The 20494-nt window shown below is 49.9% G+C and carries 17 protein-coding genes; 8 read left to right on the forward strand and 9 right to left on the reverse strand.

Features of this window, described 5'->3' with window-relative positions; translation table 11 throughout:
• Positions 1-304 precede the first annotated feature (304 nt).
• The 7 genes from V6U78_RS03450 (at position 305) to V6U78_RS03480 (ending at position 6753) form a co-directional block, all read left to right on the forward strand.
• Positions 305-1078 (forward strand): SapC family protein, encoded by a 774-nt coding sequence (locus V6U78_RS03450; protein WP_405337233.1) that lies wholly within the window; start codon positions 305-307, stop codon positions 1076-1078.
• 334 nt (positions 1079-1412) lie between these two features.
• Positions 1413-2024 (forward strand): Lcl C-terminal domain-containing protein, encoded by a 612-nt coding sequence (locus tag V6U78_RS03455; protein ID WP_405337235.1) that lies wholly within the window; start codon positions 1413-1415, stop codon positions 2022-2024.
• A gap of 25 nt (positions 2025-2049) precedes the next feature.
• Entirely contained in the window at positions 2050-2484 is a 435-nt protein-coding gene (locus tag V6U78_RS03460; protein ID WP_405337237.1) for a hypothetical protein, read from the forward strand.
• A 51-nt stretch (positions 2485-2535) separates the two neighbouring features.
• Positions 2536-3642, forward strand: a complete 1107-nt coding sequence (locus V6U78_RS03465; RefSeq protein ID WP_405337239.1) for an acyltransferase family protein — start codon at positions 2536-2538, stop codon at positions 3640-3642.
• Between the two features lie 163 nt (positions 3643-3805).
• Positions 3806-4246, forward strand: coding sequence for a hypothetical protein (locus tag V6U78_RS03470; protein ID WP_405337241.1), 441 nt, complete (start codon positions 3806-3808; stop codon positions 4244-4246).
• A 157-nt stretch (positions 4247-4403) separates the two neighbouring features.
• A complete protein-coding gene (locus V6U78_RS03475; RefSeq protein WP_405337243.1) occupies positions 4404-5396 on the forward strand; it encodes an Rpn family recombination-promoting nuclease/putative transposase in 993 nt (330 codons plus the stop codon).
• A 352-nt stretch (positions 5397-5748) separates the two neighbouring features.
• Positions 5749-6753 carry an Rpn family recombination-promoting nuclease/putative transposase gene (locus tag V6U78_RS03480; protein ID WP_405337245.1) on the forward strand — a complete coding sequence of 335 codons (1005 nt, stop codon included), beginning with the start codon at positions 5749-5751 and terminating at the stop codon, positions 6751-6753.
• A 6-nt stretch (positions 6754-6759) separates the two neighbouring features.
• Here V6U78_RS03480 and V6U78_RS03485 read toward each other — a convergent pair whose 3' ends face one another.
• Positions 6760-7038 (reverse strand): UvrD-helicase domain-containing protein, encoded by a 279-nt coding sequence (locus V6U78_RS03485; protein ID WP_405337247.1) that lies wholly within the window; start codon positions 7036-7038, stop codon positions 6760-6762.
• 1331 nt (positions 7039-8369) lie between these two features.
• Positions 8370-9233 carry a Fic family protein gene (locus V6U78_RS03490; RefSeq protein WP_405337249.1) on the reverse strand — a complete coding sequence of 288 codons (864 nt, stop codon included), beginning with the start codon at positions 9231-9233 and terminating at the stop codon, positions 8370-8372.
• 301 nt (positions 9234-9534) lie between these two features.
• Here V6U78_RS03490 and V6U78_RS03495 point away from each other — a divergent pair, with 301 nt between their 5' ends.
• Positions 9535-11001, forward strand: coding sequence for a DUF4382 domain-containing protein (locus V6U78_RS03495; protein WP_405337251.1), 1467 nt, complete (start codon positions 9535-9537; stop codon positions 10999-11001).
• Between the two features lie 66 nt (positions 11002-11067).
• Here the strand turns inward: V6U78_RS03495 and V6U78_RS03500 are convergent, their stop codons facing one another.
• The 7 genes from V6U78_RS03500 to V6U78_RS03530 all read right to left on the reverse strand — a co-directional run bounded on the left by V6U78_RS03500 (position 11068) and on the right by V6U78_RS03530 (position 20308).
• Positions 11068-12321, reverse strand: a complete 1254-nt coding sequence (locus V6U78_RS03500; protein ID WP_405337253.1) for an exopolysaccharide biosynthesis polyprenyl glycosylphosphotransferase — start codon at positions 12319-12321, stop codon at positions 11068-11070.
• A 4-nt stretch (positions 12322-12325) separates the two neighbouring features.
• Positions 12326-13441, reverse strand: coding sequence for a glycosyltransferase family 4 protein (locus tag V6U78_RS03505; RefSeq protein ID WP_405337255.1), 1116 nt, complete (start codon positions 13439-13441; stop codon positions 12326-12328).
• Positions 13438-14613 carry a glycosyltransferase family 4 protein gene (locus V6U78_RS03510; RefSeq protein WP_405337257.1) on the reverse strand — a complete coding sequence of 392 codons (1176 nt, stop codon included), beginning with the start codon at positions 14611-14613 and terminating at the stop codon, positions 13438-13440. The genes V6U78_RS03505 and V6U78_RS03510 overlap by 4 nt, the downstream gene beginning before the upstream one ends.
• A 6-nt stretch (positions 14614-14619) precedes the next feature.
• Positions 14620-15996 (reverse strand): TolC family protein, encoded by a 1377-nt coding sequence (locus V6U78_RS03515; protein ID WP_405337259.1) that lies wholly within the window; start codon positions 15994-15996, stop codon positions 14620-14622.
• Positions 15996-17432, reverse strand: coding sequence for an HlyD family type I secretion periplasmic adaptor subunit (locus V6U78_RS03520; protein ID WP_405337261.1), 1437 nt, complete (start codon positions 17430-17432; stop codon positions 15996-15998). Before V6U78_RS03520 ends, V6U78_RS03515 begins: the two co-directional genes overlap by 1 nt.
• Positions 17433-17464: 32 nt before the next feature.
• Positions 17465-19174, reverse strand: coding sequence for a type I secretion system permease/ATPase (locus V6U78_RS03525; protein WP_405337263.1), 1710 nt, complete (start codon positions 19172-19174; stop codon positions 17465-17467).
• Positions 19175-19534: 360 nt separating this feature from the next.
• Positions 19535-20308 carry an SH3 domain-containing protein gene (locus V6U78_RS03530; protein WP_405337265.1) on the reverse strand — a complete coding sequence of 258 codons (774 nt, stop codon included), beginning with the start codon at positions 20306-20308 and terminating at the stop codon, positions 19535-19537.
• Positions 20309-20494 lie beyond the last annotated feature (186 nt).

Consider the following 20494-nt stretch of genomic DNA (forward strand, 5'->3'; position numbering starts at 1 on the left):
TGAGCACTGAGTATTGCACCAATTCAGTAGACATAGACCATTCCACCGGACGGCTTTCAAAATCGTTTTATGTCATGGCTCGCCTAGCCACTGACCTAACAGCTTGAATGCATGCCACCTTGTCTTGCTCCTGTAAATACACAGCCGCACTTTCTGCGCAAGAGTCTGTCGGGTAGACTTAACCTAGTGCATTCTTTTAATTGAACAGCCTTCAGGGAGCAGTCAACTGACTACTTACCTGTCTTTCTTAGACAATGTTCATCACCCCTTCTTCTTATCGAGTGTAACCAGTAAAGGAAAAACCATGCCCGAACACCAGCCACTCACGCCACAGCAGGTACATGGATTACGATGGGATCGATTTAAAGACTTTCGCCACAGTCGCCACTTACATTGGGTTGCCATCACCGCCCCCGAAGCCAGCCGTGTTGCTGCTGAATTACCTTTAATCTTTGTTACAGACACTCAAGGCCAAACCCAACTTCATGCTTTACTAAGCCTGCAAGCCCAGCAGAATTTCTGCTTGAACGAACACAACCAGTGGCAGCTCGACTACACCCCCGCCCTCTTGCGCACCCATCCGTTTAGTATCCAGCCTCCTAAAGGGGGTAAACCGACAGAACGCACTCTTTGTATCGACATCGACAGCCCCTGGGTTCACCCTCAAGGCCAGAACAATTTCTTTGATACCAAACAAGCTCAACCCCAACTGTCATCCAGCGTACAAGAAGTGCTCAACTTCCTAAAAGAGCTAGAACTCCACCGCTACAAAACCCAACAAGCCTGTAACCACCTGGCTGAACTCAAGCTCCTCAAGCCCCTGGAGTTTTGTACGCTTCAAGGCACCTACCAAGGCACGGCTTATCAAATTGATGAACCAGCCCTTAACCAGCTTAAAGAAAAAGCATTGTTCCAACTGCGAAAGACAGGTGGCTTAGCTCTGGCCTACACCCAAATGATCAGCAGCCATCAGGTGCGCCACTTACAAAAGGCCAGCCAAGATCACAACTCACCCCACCAAGACGTAGATTTAGACCAGGTATTTGGAGAAGCCAGCAACGACACCTTTAAATTCTAAAAGCCAACCCGCTACCCGTCACACACCACTTTAGCCTGGCTACCAACCCAACCGCCTGCAAGGATGCAAGGCAAATCCAAGCCAGCTGCTAAAGCCCTATGCTAGACTGGCCGTATTCATTCATTGACTTAGTTATTAAGTCAGCAAAGCAGAACAGCCGCTATGACCTCAGAACCCCGAAAGCCTACCGCATCCAGTGGGGCAAGTCTTTTAGGAGTAGAAACCACCTAGCTTTTGCCTGAGAAAGAAAAAAATCTCTCGATTTTCCTGGAGCAGATAGATCAAGAAGCGTTTATACTAGCGCCATTTATCTAGCCTGCTCTAGGAGAATAAAATGCCAGCTCGATCTCTACTTACTTTATGTTCTGCATTGACCCTGCTTGCACTCACGTCCGGATGCTCTGATTCATCCAGTGGAAGCAGCCCCTCTCTGGCACCTCTGCCCGACAGAACAGAAACCACCTTTATTGAAGGCCGTTATGTTGCACGCGGTGCTGAAGAACAGTACATCGAGGATACACACACGGGGCTGGTCTGGAAGCGCTGTGTTGAAGGACAAACATGGGATCAAGGAGGACAAATCTGCGTTGGCCGAGCAGCGTCACTCACACTAGATCAGGCTGGCGGTGATGAGATCATCAATGAGCAAATCACTGGCTTTATGCTGCCAAGCAGAGACCAGCTGCTTAGCCTTGTGGCCTGCCCCGGAGAGGCACTCACTGCAGAAAGCATTGGTCGTGGTGTATGCCAGAACCCACCAAGCAATAGCAATCCCACTCTGGCCACCGCTGTGTTCCCGGATACACCTGCTCTGACACACTGGACAACCACTTGTATGTCCAGTGCCTGTACGACCTACTATGGCGTGAATTTTGGTGATGGCTCTTTAAGCGAGTACAATGCACCGAGCAGTCGTTATGCTGTTCGCCGTGTTCGCGCACTCTAGTTTTAATTCACAGTAAGGTACTTCTATGCGTTCTTCCTCTCTCCAAGATCAGGTCATCAACTTTGATGGCAGCCAATACCGTTTAGGCGATCTTTCTGAATCAACACGAGAGTTGTTACATGGACTCTCAACAGCCCAGACCCAGAAAAAACTACTTGTCAGCCAGCTCGCACTGGTTAAAACAGCTAAAGCTACTTATACACGTCAGCTTGCAGCTCATCTGCCAGATCAGAAAGCACCAGCCGATGCTGCAGAGCAGATCATTCAACTAGATGATGATAAATATTGGCTCAAGGATCTGAACGCTGACGCAGAAGTACAATTAAGCAATCTGCGCTTTGCAGAGCAAGAGGCTGCGTCTTTAGAGGCTCAACTAGAAGTGGTGAATACCGCTACAGCAAGTTATGCACAAAGCCTAGAGTTGGCCCTGCAAAACGTGCCTTTATATAAAAAGCAGTAATTTACATCTATCTCCACCTCTATTTGAAGAGGTGGAGAAATAAGGCTCGTCATGCTGACATCACAGACATCCAGTTACACGCACCTTGCGCACCAGCCCGCTTTAGATCATTTGCGGGCTCTTGCGGCATTACTGGTATTCTCTTTTCATGCTATCCATCTACTGCACCTTCACTGGCAGGCGCGGCCTGATTTGGCATGGCTGGGTGTCATCACCGAGGGGCACACGGGCGTTGCCCTTTTTTTTGTGCTCTCCGGTTTTTTATTTATGCAGATCGCCTTACAAGGTGGTTCTATTCAATATGGGCAGTTTATAAAAAATCGCTTGTTGCGTATCGCACCTTTATTCGTCGTTGTTTTTTTTATCGCTATTTCTATTCGTCGCAATGAGTTTCAGGCTGCAGACTGGGCTTATCTTCTCTTTTCTAATCTAGGACAGGCCCCCACATCTGGACACTTTATTACTGGTCCTGCCTGGACGATAGGTATCGAGTTTTTGTTTTATCTGATCTTTCCATTCCTGGCTCTTTTTACACAGCAGCAAGGTGGCCGATATTTAGTAAAGCTTTTGTTATTACTTGCTTTTTTTAAGTTAGCTGCATGGCCAGCAATTGAGACACCGCATCATGTTTACTACTCAACACTTCTTGGTCGTTTAGATCAATTTGTGATCGGTATGCTTGCCGCCGTTATCTGGCAACGCAGTGCGCAGCATCCAATTTGGCGTTATTCACTACCTGTTGCCCTCCTCGTGATCTGGAGCAACAGCTATCACCAAGCCTTGAGTGCCAGTTATTTTACCGCCCACCAACAAGGTCTTTTCTGGGTCTTTTGGTCGTTTAGAGAAGCCTTGGGCTGGGCGTTGTTGATCCTGTGTTGGTCAGCCTGTGCTCAGCATCTTCCACGCTGGATAGAGCGCCCTCTATTACATCTAGGCCAAATCAGCTATTCCTTCTATCTTCTCCATGCTTTTGTGCTGTATTTCATTCATCACAGTCTTCAGGTGCAAGGTTGGCTGGGCCAAGGCATCATCAGTCACTGGATGCTATTGAGCCTCTTAGCCTTCGGGCTCACTTGGTGGCTGGCGAACTTAAGCTATCAGACACTGGAGAAGCCATTTTTAGATTTAAGAGGCCGCTACCGCTCAGCAGCCTCGTAGCACCTTTGCCTGTTTCATGCCACGGGGCATACATTTCTGCTGGCTGAGGATGTAAAATAGTAACAAGTAAGTGCTGCACCTCATGGCTAGATCTTCATTATTAGCCAAAGACCGCTACCCTAGCCTAGGGGTAGATTCTTCACACTAGGGCTTATTTGGCCTAGTGCTTTTTAAAGGAAAAATCATGACCCAAGAACAACTGATCACGATTGACCAACAACAATACCGCCTTTCTGATTTAAGCGATCATGCACAAGCTCAGCTCAACAACTTACGTTTTGTTGATGAGCAACTCCAGTGGCGTCAAGGTCAACTCGCTCTGGCGCAAACCGCCAAAGCAACTTACAACCGCGCTTTAGCAGATAATTTGCCTAGCAAAAAGGCAGCAGCCAATAAAAAGAAAGATGTTATTCTGATCGATGACAGCAAATATAATCTTGATGATTTCAATGATGAGGCTAAAAATCACCTCACTAATATTCGCTTTGCTGAGCAAGAGATCCAACGCCTGAGCAATCAGCAAGCTCTACTTTATGCGGCACGCACTCAATATGCCGAAGCGCTATCGAGTACTTTAAAAAATATTCAGCCTGTACAGGCCTAGTCAGCCAAAAGGCCTGCTTTCCTGATCTGTGGAAGCTCTGCTGTAGATTGAGCCACCCTTGGGTGGCTCTTTTTTTGGGGCTGGCCTGAGAAGAGGCTATGCTAGACTGGCTGTGTTCACGTTTAATCAATCAGTCAGCAGAGCAAAACTCGCCGCTATGACCAACAAACACCACGACACGGGCTACAAAGAAGTCTTCAGTTATCCTGAGTTTGTTCAACAGCTGATTGAAGGCTTTGCACCACAAGACATCGCCGAGCTGATGGACTTCACCACGCTGAAACAACACAACGGCCACTACATCACCCCTCTCTTTGAAGAAAAACTTGAAGATGTGGTCTGGTCAGTGGAAATCATCTATCCCAGTAGTGAGCTCGATCAGCCAGAACAGCGTCAAAGGATTTACCTGTATATCTTGCTGGAGTTTCAGTCACGCATCGATCAGACCATGCCGATTCGCCTGATGCACTATGTGGCTTGTTTTTACGACCACCTGCTCAAAAGCACCTCGCTGACGCCCAGTGAAGGCTTACCACCTGTCTTTCCGGTGGTGCTGTATAACGGCTCACGCCGTTGGAGTGCACCTCAAGACATCTACACCATGATTCAGCCTGAACCACCGAGCTTCCTGCGTGCTTACCAACCCCACTTACGCTATTATCTGATAGATGAAGGGGCATACAGTGATGCCCAGCTGGGTTTAACCCCCAGTCCTTTAAGTGGTATGTTCAGTGTTGAAAACGCCGGTGAGAGCTGGGAATCCTTACAAAGGGCCGTGGATCGCATCGTGGCGATTATTCAGGCTGATCCCAACAAAGAGCGTCTGGATCGCGTAATCACCCGTTGGATCAAACGCCACCTCAGCCGCTTGGGCGTCGATATTCAACTCGACCAACTGAACAGTTTAATTGAGGACAAAGATATGCTTGCCGAGAACTTAGAAAATCTGGTTAAAAAAGAACGCGCTGAAGGCATCGAGCAAGGCATCGAGCAAGGCTACCAAAAAGCCCAGGCTGAGGCTGAGAAGCGGCTACAGGCAATGGTGCTCAACATGCTGCAAGCCGGTCTGCCGGATAGCCAAGTGATGACCATCGCTCAAATTACCGCTGATGAATTGGCTGCCATCAAAGAGCAGCAAACCCGCCACTAATTTTTATTACTCCTGCACTACTTCAGAGCTGCCTTCGGGTGGCTCTTTTTTTGGATGCACCTGATGAACTTGGGTTACCCAAGAGTCTTCTGGATCACCCACCTTTGTAGCGCGACCTGTCCTTGGTGTGATTGGGTCGATCCTTGCCCTGTCCTACAGCTGGAATAACCTGCCCGTTCTTGAGGCTTACCCCTTCTGATGAGGAGTAACCTTGACCCCCGCATTGTAGGTAAAAGGGGTCAGATCCACATTAAAGCCAGCAAGGATACAGGAGCCTCTCTTGCCTGCTGGCTATGCTAGACTGGCTGTGTTCACGTTTAATCAATCAGTCAGCAGAGCAAAACTCGCCGCTATGACCAACAAACACCACGACACAGGCTACAAAGAAGTCTTCAGTTATCCTGAGTTTGTTCAACAGCTGATTGAAGGCTTTGCGCCACAAGAAATCGCCGAGCTGATGGACTTCACCACGCTGAAACAACACAACGGCCACTACATCACCCCTCTCTTTGAAGAAAAACTCGAAGATGTGGTCTGGTCAGTGGAAATCATCTATCCCAGTAGTGAACTCGATCAGCCAGAACAGCGTCAAAAGATCTACCTGTATATTTTGCTGGAGTTTCAGTCACGCATCGATCAGACCATGCCGATTCGCCTGATGCACTATGTGGCTTGTTTTTACGACCACTTGCTCAAAAGCACCTCGCTGACCCCCAGTGAAGGCTTACCACCTGTCTTTCCGGTGGTGCTGTATAACGGCTCACGCCGTTGGAGTGCACCTCAAGACATCTACACCATGATTCAGCCCGAACCACCGAGCTTCCTGCGTGCTTACCAACCCCACTTACGCTATTATCTGATAGATGAAGGGGCATACAGTGATGCCCAGCTGGGTTTAACCCCCAGTCCTTTAAGCGGTATGTTCAGTGTTGAAAACGCCGGTGAGAGCTGGGAATCCTTACAAAGGGCCGTGGATCGCATCGTGGCGATTATTCAGGCTGATCCCAACAAAGAGCGTCTGGATCGCGTGATCACCCGTTGGATCAAACGCCACCTCAGCCGCTTGGGCGTCGATATTCAACTCGACCAACTGAACAGTTTAATTGAGGACAAAGATATGCTTGCCGAGAACTTAGAAAACCTGGTTAAAAAAGAACGCGCTGAAGGCATCGAACAAGGCATCGAGCAAGGCTACCAAAAAGCCCAGGCTGAGGCTGAAGCCGAAAAGCAGAAGTTACGCGATGCAATGGTACTGAATATGCTGCAAGCCGGTCTGCCCGATAGTCAGGTCATGAGTATTGCCCAGATCACTGCTGACGAACTGGCTGCGATCAAAGAACAGCAAACCCGCCACTAATTTTTATTACTCCTGCACTACTTCAGAGCTACCTTCGGGTGGCTCTTTTTTTGGATGCACATGACTGACTTGGGTTACCCAAGGGTCTTCTGGATCACCCGCCCTTTCCGGATCGGCCTGCCCCAATTGCGGCCCCTCCTCATGAACCATCTGGGCAGCCCGAGTGACGATACTTGCGGTCTTTCCTGATCCTGCACCTGCGAGGACGAGCAGTGGCCCTTTTCTGTGCTGGGCAACGACCTGCTGCTGAGCGTTGAGGGACAGCTCGCTGTGGGTGGACGACATAATGAGGTAGCTCCAATTTTGGAATCAAGGTATAGCCACGATTCTAGCCGTAGAGTGGTTTCTTACGAGGATTCACCCCCAGCCCCACTTCCTCCCCTACTTACAGAATAGGGAAGGAGTTTTCTAAGAAACTCTAAGGAACTTTAAGAAAACTCTTAGAGTTCCTTAGAATGACTGAGACACGCTTTTGAGGCATGGATGCCTGAGCGGCCAAAAAGGGTGTCTTGGGCGGTAAAAATAGGCCTTTTCTGCTCCTTGACAGGCTTCTGTGGCCGCAGAATCCTAAGGAACTCTAAGAAGCTCTAAGAAAAGTCTTAGAGTTTCTTAGAATGACTGAGACACGCTTTTGAGGCATGGATGCCTGAGCGGCCAAAAAGGGTGTCTTGGGCGGTAAAAATAGGCCTTTTCTGCTCCTTGATAGGCTTCTGTGGCCGCAGAATCCTAAGGAACTCTAAGAAACTCTAAGGAACTCTAAGGACTTCTAAGAAACTTTAAGAAAACTCTTAGAGTTCCTTAGAATGGCTGAGATACCTTGATAGTTACTGCTTGGCAGACGATCACCGTTGGCCCAGGCCAGCGAAGCCAGTCCCTGCCCTTCCCCTTTCAGGAGCAACAATCTCCATGTCTCTGCTCTTGGTATTCCCACACAGAAAAGCGGCTCTTCCATAAAGTCGGGGCTTCCTGTATTTGGAATGCCCTTGGCTGTTGCGCCTCTGCGTGACTCTGCCAATATGCGACTTTGCCTGTGGGGGCCACCCGCTTCTATTCGGGCTGCACCATGAGATTGTATTGCGGCCTTGCCATCTGGCCCCTGCTTTTTGGATTAACCAGCATGTGTTGCACTGGAAATCCCTGATTGAGCCTCATTGCGCGATTGATTCCACTTCCTCCCCTACTTACAGAATAGGGAAGGAGAATTCTTATATAACCTAAGGTTAGTCTTAGGTTGTATAAGATTAACCTTAGGTTGGCTCAGGGCTGCATTTCTGAGGCAACTACCTGACTGGGCAGGAGTGGGTGATTTTGGGGGTCAAAGTGGCCCTTTTTTGCCCTAAGAGGCACTTTGCGTCCCGCAGGATTCTCAGGAAACCTAATGGAGTTCTTAGGCTGTCTGAGGTTATTCTTATCCTACCTAAGGTTGTCTGAGGTTATTCTTAACTTACCTAAGGTTAATCTTAGGTTGTATGATGTTATTCTTATCCTACCTAATGGAGTTCTTAGGTTGTCTAAGGTTAATCTTAAGCTACCTGAGGTTGTATAAGATTAACCTTAGGGTGAATCCGCGCCTGCTCAACAAGCACCGTGCGGCTGGCTGAAATGGCGCAGGGGAATTATTGGCTGGGGTCGTTCGATCTGGAGCTTGCTGCCCTTTCTTGACGCCAGAGGTCGCGTTTTTTTTGCTCGGCCTGAATCTGATCCATCAGATCAAGTGTCACAGCATACTCCTGCTGGCAGCATGCCTTGAGTGCATCCATAGCATAATCGCCAGCTGGCCATACACCAGTGGTACGGTCAGGAACAGGAGTGTTCTCGCTGTACTCTTGCAGCGCTTTTAAGTAGCCCACACGGTTTTCGCTGCTGATGACCAGTGGCAACAAGCCAGCTCTTAATAGCGGGATATTGCACAGTAGTCGCGCCATTCTCCCGTTCCCGTCAAAAAAAGGATGGATGCTGGTCAGTCCAGCATGAAGGAATGCATAGCGATCAATCAGCTCGATTGAATTAACCTGATCACTCTGCGGAATACTCTCGTTCAACGCCTCAATCCACTCATCCATCAGTAGGCGCACATCACCAGGCTCTGTGTAAGAGTGGAAAACCATGCGTTTTTCTTTGTTGTACGCATAGCGCCCATTCGGCTCTGTCTTCCAGCCTCCAATCGGCTTCATAATGTCGAAAACAGGCTCTGTCTGGACTGCCTTGTGAAGCAAGAAAATATCGTCAACGCCGATATGGCAATGCTCCTTGCTCGCCATTTCGATTAAAAGATCGATGGCCTTGGCATGACCAACAACTTCGTTGTGATCTTTTAGGGGCTTGCCTGAAACAGCCACCCTCTCAATCATCACAAAATGCACTTCTTGAAGCGTTAGGGAGTTACCTTCTATCGCTGTTGAATGGTATGTCCAAAGCTCTTTGATCCCAGTGAGCAGGTGTTGCTCAAGGTCTTCATCAAGGCCTGCAAGAAAAGGCATTTTCATTTTGCAAAGTGTACCGAAGTGTTTATGAGCATGGTAGAAGAACATTTTGCCTTAGTCACTCAGGTAACTTATGGCCTATGAGATGTCTCGCTTTCTCAAAGTGACTAGTGCAACTCCACGCCACTCTAGACCAACAGAGATTCATTTTGAATATAAGACAGGGCTAGGGAGAGGCGGCCAATTCAGAACAGTAGCGCTCCTGCCCGCCAACCCAGACCGATCTTCTGTTCTTTCCTAGCCATGCAGCCTTAACTTAACTAGAATACAAGAAAAGAAATCATTCGAGGTCTGCAATATGCGCATGTTCTCTTTCCTCCTGCTGGCCCTCCTCCTTGCACTGGGTGGCTGCCTCAGCAGTGACGACGATCCTACGGCTGGATCAAGTGATGAGGTGCAAGCTGAAGACTCGCTCAACTTTGCCAGTATTGCTCTGCTGCTCACCGATGCGCCTCTTGAGGACTATGATGAGGTCAATTTTCAGCTGTTGGGTATTCATCTGTTACCAGATGCTCTTTCTGATACTGCAGATGCAGTCGTTCTTTTTGAAGGTAATCAAAGCATCAATCTTCTTGATCTTCGGCATCATGCTGAGCTTTTCTCTATCAATGAGAGCGTGCCTGTTGGTGACTACTCAGTTGTCAGGCTTTATACCACGCAGACAGTTGAGCTCGTCGTCTATGATGAAGAGCAGGGCCGTCAAGTAGAGCAGGCTAAACTAGGTTATGCTTACTTCGATCTGTTGACAGCAACACCCATTCTCGCACGGGGTGGAGAAACCACTTATTTAGAAGTGGATATCGATATAGAAATGTCGCTACTCAGCTACGATGCCACCACAGATAGCCTGTATTTTGAACCTAGCGCCTCCGTACGCACCCTCCAAAAACCTGAAGAGGGCTCGGCCTCCGAGACAACCTCGACTGACTCAAACCTGCCTCTTGTGAGCGTTAGAGGGCAGCTCAGAGAAGAAGAGTTGATTTGCCCTTCAGCCCAGGCCTCTCTCTCTGCCTGCACGCGTTTGGTTCAAGATGAGCGCACCCAGTTTTACAACTCAGACCTATCGCCCATCCCAGCGGATCAGCTCCCTTTAGGTCACGATGTTCTTGCTATGGGGCATTTCACTCCCTTAGCGGCCACTGGGCAGCGTGCTTTGCATACCTACACTCTGGTGCTCGGCCAGCGCCCCCTGCTAAATATTCGTAGCCTGCCCGTGCGTGAAGTGCTGGGAGAAGAAGGGGTAGGATTGGCAAATGGGCGCTTTGCAGCTTGGGCGGAAGGCGCACGGATTATCACTCAACATGGACAAGCTATCGACCTGGAGGATTTACAGGCTCCGTTTCAAGCCAGCATTTTGGGTCGCTTCTCACCTGGTCATCTAGAAGCCATAGCTTTAATGATCCTTCAAGACCAGCCTGCTATAGAAAGTGACGATGAAGAAACACAAGCAGCTTCTTCGCAAGTGCTGCAGGCTGAATTTGATCAAGTCCTTGATTCTGAACTCAGAATTTATCAGGTTATCTATCAAGGCGAACCCTTAAGGGTGGAGGCCAGTCAAGCACGCTTAGTCATAACAGGTTCTGGCCGCATCACCAATAGCCTGAGTGAACACGCCATCAGCGATGCTGATCAAGGGGCGAGTATGATGTTAAGAGGCATTTTAATAGAGGCAGATGAAGCAACCGAAAGCAGGCGACTGGTTGCAGAACACCTTGTTTTGCATCGCTTACCGATACAACGCAGACCACAAGAAGCAGCACGTTGAAGCCCGCCTGGATGGCCGTTAAGACTCTGCAGTATTTAGGCCACCCTTGGGTGGCCTTTTTTTATGTCAGCGTGCACCAAAGCCAGTCGCGATAGTACGCAGCGTTTTAAAGACGATCAGCACATCCAACCATAAAGAAAAGTGCTTGATGTAGTAAAAGTCATATTGGAGCTTTTCTTTCATGCCCTCAATCTGCGTTGCATAGCCTTGATTGACCTGTGCCCACCCAGAAATCCCTGGACGCACAATATGACGATAAGCGAAAAAGGGCACGTCTTGTGTATACCAGGCCGCCAAATCTTCTGATTCAGGACGCGGGCCAATAAAGCTCATATCACCTTTCAACACATTTAAAAGCTGCGGGAGCTCATCAATACGATACTTGCGAATAATTCGTCCAATGCGTGTAATACGTGGATCACCCTCAGCAGCGGTAAAGGCCTCCCCTTCTGCCTCATGGCGCATACTGCGAAACTTATAAACCTCAAAAGGCTGTCCTCGATAACCTATCCGCTTTTGCTTATAAATCACCTGCCCAGGCGAGTCTATTTTGATCAAGAATGCCGTGAGCAACAAAACAGGACTCAGAAGGGGCAGTAATACAAGCGCCGCGCAGGTATCGATCATGCGTTTGATACGCATATAGGCTAAAGAGGGAAGCAAATTACCGAGTTCGCCCTGACGCAGGTGGTCTGTGGCGACTTTTCCAGTAAGCCCCTCGCTGATCGCGCTCAGATGAAAAACGGGGAGCTGTTGCAGCGCGCACTCAGCCAAAAACTCTTCCCACTGTGCTGGTAAATCATCGCTTTGTAGATCGGCAACCAGGGCATCCATCACCTGGTCATCTGGCAATTGAGGTGTTTTTAATACCAGGGTTCGCGCTGTGGGATCAAGCTTAAGCTGAGCGATACGGCCAAAGGGCACCAGTGCTAGGTAAGGACGAGCAATCCTTCTTTCTATCCATTGCATCAGCAACAGCCACACACTGACACCACACCAGCTACTGAGCCAGAAGCCCCAATGAGGCGCAGAATACATAACACTACTGCTCAAAGCACCAAGACACCAGATCAGCGTAAAAAGTGGAAGGCTGGTACTCAAACCACGGCTATAGGGGAAGCTGCGCAGGCGTGACCAGATCAGCAGGCTCAGGCCAAGTGCCATGCCACTCCATAGCCCATGCTGATAATGAACCTGGCTCTGGAAGAGCCCGAGAGGTAACAAGAGGCTGCATAAACAAGCCAGACACAGCTGCATGATCGGATGCAGAAGTAGGCGCTCATAGACATGTTCTGGCTGACGCCGCATGGGATGGATCACAGACTTAGGCTCTTTGTTTATCCAAACAGCTTTGATAGAGCGCGGCATAGGCCTGGCTCATATGATCCGCACGGAAGGCCTGCTCGTAGCGTATTCGGGCCTGCTGCCCCATCTGTTTCGCCTCAGCGGGATGCTCCCACAAATAACGCATGGCTTCTCCTAAAGCCTGAGCATTGGCCGGGGGCACCACCAATCCCGTACGCTGATGTTGATTGACGAAGGTGGTCCCTGTACCTATCTCACAGGTGATCATGGGCTTAGCAAACAGGCAGGCTTCAAGAAGAGAAATACCGAAGGCCTCAGAGCGCAGATGTGAGGGAAAAACAAAGACTGAGCACAACTCAAGCAAGGCGGCCTTATCTTCGTCGTTTAAAGCACCAGTAAAGTGAATCTGATCTGCACCTTGTGCTTGCAGATGAAGCGCTTGTTCTTCACTGCCTGCGCCGACAATGACCAGTGGCAAACCTTGCTTCTTGGCAGCCTCGATGAGATAGTTCAGCCCTTTGTAGTAACGCAGTGCGCCGACAAAGAGGAAAAAACCCTGACCAAAGCGCTGCTGCCAGAAATCGCGTTGAGACTGGGAAGCGGGCTGATAGGTGGATTCATCGAGACCAAAGGGAATGGCGGAGACTTTTGCAAGATGCTGCTGTAAGACGGGACTGGTAGCGATGTAATTGGGCGAGGAGGCCACGATGGCATCCATGCTTTTCAAAAAGCGATGCATCAGCGGCTGATAGGCTTTTAACAACCATTTTTGTTTGACGATATCTGAGTGATAAGTGAGGACACTGGGTTTCTTGGGCGCGGCCCAAAAATGCACCAGATCCATAAAAGGCCAAGGAAAATGATAGTGGATCACATCAGCCTGTTCGGCCAGATGTCGAAACTTTTGTAGAACAGGCAGCGAAAAAGGCGTTGAGGCCAACTCAAGCTGGGTGCGGCTGGTATGCGTTAGATGCGAGCCTAGTGGCTGTGCACTCGATGCAGGCTGACGACTAAGAGACAAAACCTCAGCTTGAATTCCCAGAGGCTGCATACTCTCTGCGAGTTGAAAGATGACCTGTTCAACACCGCCAAAACTATCTGGATAGTAGGTTTTATAAAAATGCAGGACGTTCATTGTTCTTCCATGAGTCGACGATAAACAGCGAGAGTTTCGGTTGCACAACGCGCCCAAGAAAATTGCTGAGCTTGCTGAAGCCCTCGCTGAACAGCATGTTCACGCCATTGCTCATCTTCTAGCCCTTGTTGCAGCAGCTCAGTAAGACCTTGAGTCTCTTCTGGGGCAATCATTAACGCAGCCTCACCAGTAACCTCTGGCAGAGATGAGCTATCTGAGCAGACTACGGGGATACCAGAACTCATTGCCTCAAGTACAGGCAAGCCAAAACCTTCATAAGAAGAAGGAAAAGTAAACAAGCGGGCACCTGCATATAGCTTTGGCAAATCTTCAGCAGCCACAAAACCCAAATAACGAACCCAGCCTTCTTGTTGCGCTTTTTTTATCTTGGCGTGTATTGGCTCACTTCGCCAACCATGATAGCCAGCTAGCACCAAAGGCCAACGCTGGCGCTGCTGCAAAGACAGAGCCCGATAAGCCTCTAGCAGAACCTCCAAATTCTTGCGGGGCTCTATTGTGCCAACGTAGAGACTGTAGCCTTGCCAACTCAGCCCATAACTTTGAAAGAACCCCGTGAGTTCTTGCTCATGGCGCGGATAAAACTCTTTGCTGCTTGCTAGAGGTACAGCATGGATACGCTCTAATGGCCAGCCAAAATACTGAGCGATTTCTTGACGTGTATATTCTGAGTCGGTAATTAATCGATCAGCACGTGCCAGTGTTTGCTGAAGGCTCTTTTGTAAATAATCTAGTTTGGCTGGATCATGACACTGCGGCCAGGTAAAAGGCGAAAGATCATGAAAGGTAGCAACCTTAGGGCCATCAAAAGAGGGAAGAAAGAAATTAGTACTGTGATAAAGGTGGTCTTGATAAGGACGCAAAGCCCGCGATTTCAGCCAAGGTACTATATGTCGATAGGCCTCCATCGCAAACGCACTTTTCTGCACCCAGCGTTTCATTTTATGACTCGTCTGAGCAACGGGAGCAGCAGATGGCAAGTGCTCAATCATCTTTGTCAGCCCAAGCATTTTGAGTGCATCGACTTCTTGGGACTGCTGAAGCGCTCTTACCAGTTCAAAGGTATAACGACCTATTCCAGTCAGCGGAAAGCGGATCAATTCAGTCGAAATGATGACTTTCATATCCTGCTCACCGCTCTCAGACATAGGCATGCATGATCAGCCTGCATCCACCAGACGACTAAACAGCTCGTCATAGTAGCGCAGCCGTGCTGGTGTGAGATCACCAACGGCATGGTGCAACTGCATATCCGCTTCAAGATAGTTCTGCAGCGCCTCGGCATAGCGCAGCTGTACATTGAGTAGCTGGCTGCGGGCATCCAGCACATCAATCTTGCTGCGCAGGTTGAGTTCCTGGCCGCGAATAGCAGCTTCAAGGAAACTACGCGTCGATAACTCCGACTGGCGCAAGGCTGCCAAGCGCTGGCTCAGACTGGTAACACGGTTATAGTTTAAGCGCACCTGCTGACTGGCTTGAGCAAGAGATTGATCACTGCGCGCCATTTCAGCCTGCATACGCGAATCAGCCTGACGCAGACCGGCTTGAGAACGCCCGCCTTGGAAGAGCGGTAGATTCAGATCTATACCGACACGATAGCTTTCACGCGTTCGGTAATCATCATCCGATTCGCGATCGGTATAGTTGAGGTTCAGGTTCACCGTTGGGTAGTGATCGGCACGTCGCGCATCACGCATCCGTTGCGCCTGGCGAACACGGGCTTGGGCTTCTTGGTAGCTCAGATTACCCAAGGCACGGCTCATCCATTCTTCTTCACTGAGTAAGCGTGCATTCGGCAGAGGCTGGTGCTCAGCACGTTGCCATTCTGAGGGGACATCCAGCATCTGCCCAGTCATATTCTCCAGCAGCGTGCGCGCATCTGCGTAGCGGCTCCGCGCTTCTAAAAGATCAGCCCGTACCAGATCCTGCTGGGCGCGAATTTCAAGCAGTGTGATTCGATCGCCGATACCAAGATCCTGCTGACGCTGGGCTTGATCGATTTGTAGCTCGATGGTTTCTAACTGCTTTTGGTACAAAAACTCTTGTCGAGCTGCAAACAACAGTCGCAGATAGGCATCGGTCACACGCACAATCAGCTCACGCTCAGCCTGGCTATAGCGTAAAGAGGAAGCCGCGACGCCTTGCTGTGCGGCCTGATAGCTGCGCCATGCCCCGATATTAAACAGGGGCTGATCCAGATTGACACCCCAATGATGCTCGTGGATCTTACCATCAGCACGAGGATCATCGGTATTGGTCGGATTCTGAGTAAAGAAGTTCTCTGAATCCTCATAGCTATAGCCTGCATTCAGACTGATATTCGGTAGCAGGCGGCCAAAAGCGAGTGGCGCTTCTTCAACTTCGGCACGATAGTTTAGATAGGCTGCACGCAGCTCTGGATCATGACGAAAAGCGGCTTCATAGGCGCTGCTGAAACCCGATTCGGCTGAATAGGTCTCAGCCTGAACTGGGCTGACCATCAAGGCCACACCACAGATCAGCGCGCAGGATGTGGAGAGGATTGTGATCTTTCGCATTACTTCTCCGTTAAGGCTCGTGCAAAGGCATCTGACAAAGGTTTGAACAGATAGCTAAACATGGTGCGCTCGCCACGACGAATCATGACCTCGGCAGGCATACCTGGCTTCAGATCCATATCACGATTCATATCAGCACGTCCTTGATCTGTCACGCGCAGACGCACCAGGTAATAGGCCATGCCGGAGCGCTCATCCAGCAGTCGGTCTGCAGAAATATTGACCACTTCGGCTTCGATCACCTTGGTCAGACGCTGATTAAATGCCGAGAAGCGAATATCTGCCAGCTGTCCAATAAAGAGATGGTTGACATCCACAGTTTCGATACGCGCCTCAACCACGAACGCCTCGTTGTCAGGTACAAGTTCAAGCAGCGTTGTGCCAGGGCGGGCAATACTGCCCAGAGTATGGACTTGTAAATCCACCACAGTACCCGCATCCGGTGCGGTCAATGTGGCACGGCGCAGGGCATCGCTGGTGACGCGCATCCGCTCTTGCAGATCAAAATAGTTGCTTTGTACATCTCGGTGCCGTTCGCCGACTTCTTTTAAGTAGTTCTGACGATTGGCGGTAATTTGCAGCTGAGTCTCTATCGCCTGCAGGTTCATCCGTGCAATTTCTGAACGATGGCCAGCAGCCCGATTACGCAAATCCAGCAGAGTACGGCGTAGATCTCGCGCTCTTTGTCCGTCTGCCAAGCCTTCATCAAACAAGGTCGCAAAGGCGCGTTGCTCTTCTTCTGTCGCCTGTATCTGCTCTTGGAGAATGGCCTGCTGTTCTTCTAAGCCCAAAACCTGCTGCTGGATCTGCTCGATACGGCTCACCAGGCTCTGCTGCTGCTGAGCAAAAGCGGCCAGACGCGCTCGGAAAAGCTGTCTTTGCTGGCGCACGACTTGCATCACTTCTTCATCCAGTCGCGCTTCTTCGAGCAAGGCCGCGCTTAGGTTTAGCTCGCGCTGACCGAGATTGGCAGGCAGATTGAAGTCATCCAGACTTTCAATAATCTCTTGTTCAATTTGCAGGCGCTCCCACTCAGCCTGAGTGGTGAGCAAGCGCTTACGCGTCATTTCTTGCTCGGCATCCCACTGGGTAGTTTGCAGCTGCAGCAATGGCTGGCCGGCTTCAACTCGATCACCGTCACGGACATAAATACGCTCAATAATGCCGCCTTCAAGATGCTGAATGGTGCGTCGATAGTTCTCAACCACGACTTCACCATGAGCAATGATGGCACTGCTTAACGGTGCCAGCGCTGCCCAGGCAGTAAAGATGCCGAGGGTAAAAATCAGGAATAAAAAACCACCTTTGATATAGCTATCCACACGAGTTGGGACATCACCTTCTTTAGAGGCGGCAGCACGCGAATTAGACGAAGCAGCAAAAGGGCTGAGTTTTTTATTCTCTGCTTTGGCTTCGATAACACTATTTTTACTCATAAATAAACTTTCTCTCAAAAAGGAGAAGCGGCTTAACGATTCGCCGGTGTAGTGGAGGTCGAGTTTTGCTGTGCAAGACGGCGCATCACATCATCTCTGCTGCCATAGTCGCTGACCTGGCCTTCTTTCAGGACCAGCAGCTTATCAACATGACGCAGTAGCGAGGGACGATGGCTGACAACAAACACAGTCACGCCTTCCTGTCTCAGCTGTTCGAGTGTCAGAGCAAGGGCTTGTTCACCCACATCATCCAGATTGGAGTTTGGCTCATCCAGCACGATGACCTTGGGTTGTCCATAAAGCGCACGCGCCAGGCCAATACGTTGACGTTGACCGCCTGATAAGGCACCTGAAGTACTGCCAATCACTGTGTCATAGGCATTCGGCAGATGCAGAATCATATCGTGCACACCCGCCTTTTTGGCCGCTTCAACAACCTTGACTGAGTCCACCTCACCAAAGCGCGCAATATTATCGCTGATGCTGCCATCAAAGAGTTCGATATCCTGAGGCAGGTAGCCAATATGTGGCCCCAGTTCGTCACGGTTATAGTGATTGACCTCAGCACCATCAATCCTGACAGCACCATTGGCGGCTGGCCAAACACCGAGTAGGGCTCGTGCTAAGGTCGACTTACCGGCGGCACTCGGGCCAACCACACCGACATGCTCACCTGGCTGCACACGAAATTGCACACCACGTAAGGCGGGAAGCTGGCTGCCTGGCGGAATCACGACCAGAGACTCGACATCCACCTGACCTTGTGGGCTGGGCAAAGGCATTTTACGTTGCTGTGCAGGAATAGCTGTCAGCAGTTCTGATAAGCGTCCATAGGCTGAGCGCGCGTTATTGAAACCAGCCCATGAGTTGATCAACAAATCCATAGGTGCCAAGGCGCGACCCAGCAGAATCGAACCCGCGATCATCATGCCAGGGCTCATTTCGTTGATGACAACATAGTAGGCACCGAGACCCAGAATAGCTGACTGGAAAATCATCCGCAGAACTTTGGAGAGGTTCGAGAAAATACCGGCTTTATCGCTGGCCTCGGTCTGCTTGGCAAGAAACTTCTGATGCTGCTGATACCAGCGCTGCATAATGCCGGGCAACATCCCCATGGCATGGAGCACTTCAGCATTTTTGATATTACTGGCCGCTAAATTCTGCGCACGAACGTTTTCACCATTGGCTTCACCTAGCTGTTTTTTGGTCATTCGCTCGTTGAGTACCGCCACTGTAAACAGGATCAGAGCCGCACCAATAGCAAACCAGCCAAAGGCCGCATGGAAGAGAAACAGCACAGCGATATAAATAGGCAACCAAGGCGCATCGAAGAAGGCAAAAGGACCATTGCCAGTGAGGAACTGACGAATACTGGTGAAATCGCTCAGTGGCTGAGCTGATCTTTGCTCGGGTTTTTTGATCCCCATTTCAAACATGGCGGAATAAACCCGCTGGCTTAAGTAGCCATCCATCTGATTACCGATACGGACAAGAATACGTGAGCGCAACCACTCCAGCACCCCCATCACGCTAAACAAAAACAGCATCAAAATGGTCAGTACAAAAAGCGTTTCAAGGTTCCGGCTCGCCACCACGCGGTCGTAAACCTGGAGCATGTATAACGGCGCGGTCAGCATCAAAATATTGACAAAAAAACTGAACACGCCAACGGCAATAAAACCCTGCTTACTGGCCTTTAAGGCACCAGCGATATCTTCTGCCACTTTGCTTGGTTGCATAACTTTGACTAGCCTAATCAGAATAGAGATAAGTGAAGAGCTACAAAAGAGTGAAAAGTTCCTGCTCAGCGCAACAAAAAATCCCTGTCAGAAGCAGGGACAAATGAGTGCTGAGTCAGGGATCTTTATTCAGTGCGGACGTAGCTAACCTGCCAGGAAACACCCGCAGACACAGATGGGTCTGAGTGTTCATCCCTCTCATGAGTTGAATGTTGGTCGCTTTGGCAGAGCCATTCGCAACACGAGACAAGACATCGCTGCCCGTGCACGATCTTGCTCTTAGAGCCATACAAAACTCTCCTCGCACTCAATGAATTGCGGGATTATGTCATGCGACCTATCTGAGTACAAGGCAAGGCCCTAGCGTGCTTGCAGCTCACTTTGCATGATAGCCATTCTTTGTGGCACTTCATAAGTGAGATAGGTGGTTGTATCCGGCCAGCCACGATGCACCATGACTGTTAACTCACCAAGACGCCATTCAAACTCCACTGGCCCTTCGGAACGACGCCCTTGCACTCTTTGCCATGGCCCCAGCTCTTCACTGACTTGCTCCGCAATCTGACGCACCTGCTCAGTGTTATTTTCGGAGCGGAAGGTGATTTCTGCTACAGCAAACAAGCTTTCTTGTAGTGTGTAGCCTATCGCCATTTCAGTAGCGCCTGATCGCCAGCCTGACGGGTCATAAAGATCATAGGGGAAGTGATCGACTTCACGCACAACCCTGACATCTGTAGCCTGAATCGCCGCTCGCAAACGAGCACGATCAGCCTCAAGCAACGTCACACCAAAGAGCTCAACAGATTGAGTCAACACCATCTGGTGGGCCCAAGCTTCCTGACCGTCTGGCAGGCGAACCTGAATCCAGTTACCCTCACGTCTTAATTCTGTGAGCAGAGTGCTTTGTGGTAACTGTGTGACCAAACGCGCATTACCCGCCGGAGCAGCACGTAAATTGGCAACAGGCACCGCGACTCGCCAGGTTTCTCCAGCGGCAGCCTGTACCGGATTGGGAAGCAAACCGATCAACAACACCCCAGCCACACAAAAAGAGAGCAAACGCTGTATCCAGCTTGCTGCCTCTACTCGGAACACTGTTTCAGATGGGATAGCAAAGGCTATTCTTCCTAGCATGTTCTTCCTTTCTTTTTTGAGTCAATCAATGATCTCTAGCAGAACACGAGATACTCTTTGCTCAGCCTAGGCTGCACATTCACAGACAAGGATAACCAGAGGCGAATCTCGGCGCAAACCTTCTGCACATTTATCATAGTTTCATCTTATATGGATCTTAACTTTCATTGAGACAATAAAAAAGCC

It is taken from the genome of Marinospirillum alkalitolerans (assembly GCF_045055655.1).
GTDB classification, from domain to species: domain Bacteria; phylum Pseudomonadota; class Gammaproteobacteria; order Pseudomonadales; family Halomonadaceae; genus Marinospirillum; species Marinospirillum alkalitolerans.

Bases quoted from the DNA above. Each gene is read 5' to 3' on its own strand.
- V6U78_RS03465 (WP_405337239.1), top strand. From the start codon at position 2,536: ATGCTGACATCACAGACATCCAGTTACACGCACCTTGCGCACCAGCCC.
- V6U78_RS03515 (WP_405337259.1), bottom strand. From the start codon at position 15,996: ATGCGAAAGATCACAATCCTCTCCACATCCTGCGCGCTGATCTGTGGT.
- V6U78_RS03455 (WP_405337235.1), top strand. From the start codon at position 1,413: ATGCCAGCTCGATCTCTACTTACTTTATGTTCTGCATTGACCCTGCTT.
- V6U78_RS03485 (WP_405337247.1), bottom strand. From the start codon at position 7,038: ATGTCGTCCACCCACAGCGAGCTGTCCCTCAACGCTCAGCAGCAGGTC.
- V6U78_RS03460 (WP_405337237.1), top strand. From the start codon at position 2,050: ATGCGTTCTTCCTCTCTCCAAGATCAGGTCATCAACTTTGATGGCAGC.
- V6U78_RS03510 (WP_405337257.1), bottom strand. From the start codon at position 14,613: ATGCCTATGTCTGAGAGCGGTGAGCAGGATATGAAAGTCATCATTTCG.
- V6U78_RS03490 (WP_405337249.1), bottom strand. From the start codon at position 9,233: ATGCCTTTTCTTGCAGGCCTTGATGAAGACCTTGAGCAACACCTGCTC.
- V6U78_RS03495 (WP_405337251.1), top strand. From the start codon at position 9,535: ATGCGCATGTTCTCTTTCCTCCTGCTGGCCCTCCTCCTTGCACTGGGT.
- V6U78_RS03475 (WP_405337243.1), top strand. From the start codon at position 4,404: ATGACCAACAAACACCACGACACGGGCTACAAAGAAGTCTTCAGTTAT.
- V6U78_RS03450 (WP_405337233.1), top strand. From the start codon at position 305: ATGCCCGAACACCAGCCACTCACGCCACAGCAGGTACATGGATTACGA.
- V6U78_RS03525 (WP_405337263.1), bottom strand. From the start codon at position 19,174: ATGCAACCAAGCAAAGTGGCAGAAGATATCGCTGGTGCCTTAAAGGCC.
- V6U78_RS03480 (WP_405337245.1), top strand. From the start codon at position 5,749: ATGACCAACAAACACCACGACACAGGCTACAAAGAAGTCTTCAGTTAT.
- V6U78_RS03530 (WP_405337265.1), bottom strand. From the start codon at position 20,308: ATGCTAGGAAGAATAGCCTTTGCTATCCCATCTGAAACAGTGTTCCGA.
- V6U78_RS03520 (WP_405337261.1), bottom strand. From the start codon at position 17,432: ATGAGTAAAAATAGTGTTATCGAAGCCAAAGCAGAGAATAAAAAACTC.
- V6U78_RS03505 (WP_405337255.1), bottom strand. From the start codon at position 13,441: ATGAACGTCCTGCATTTTTATAAAACCTACTATCCAGATAGTTTTGGC.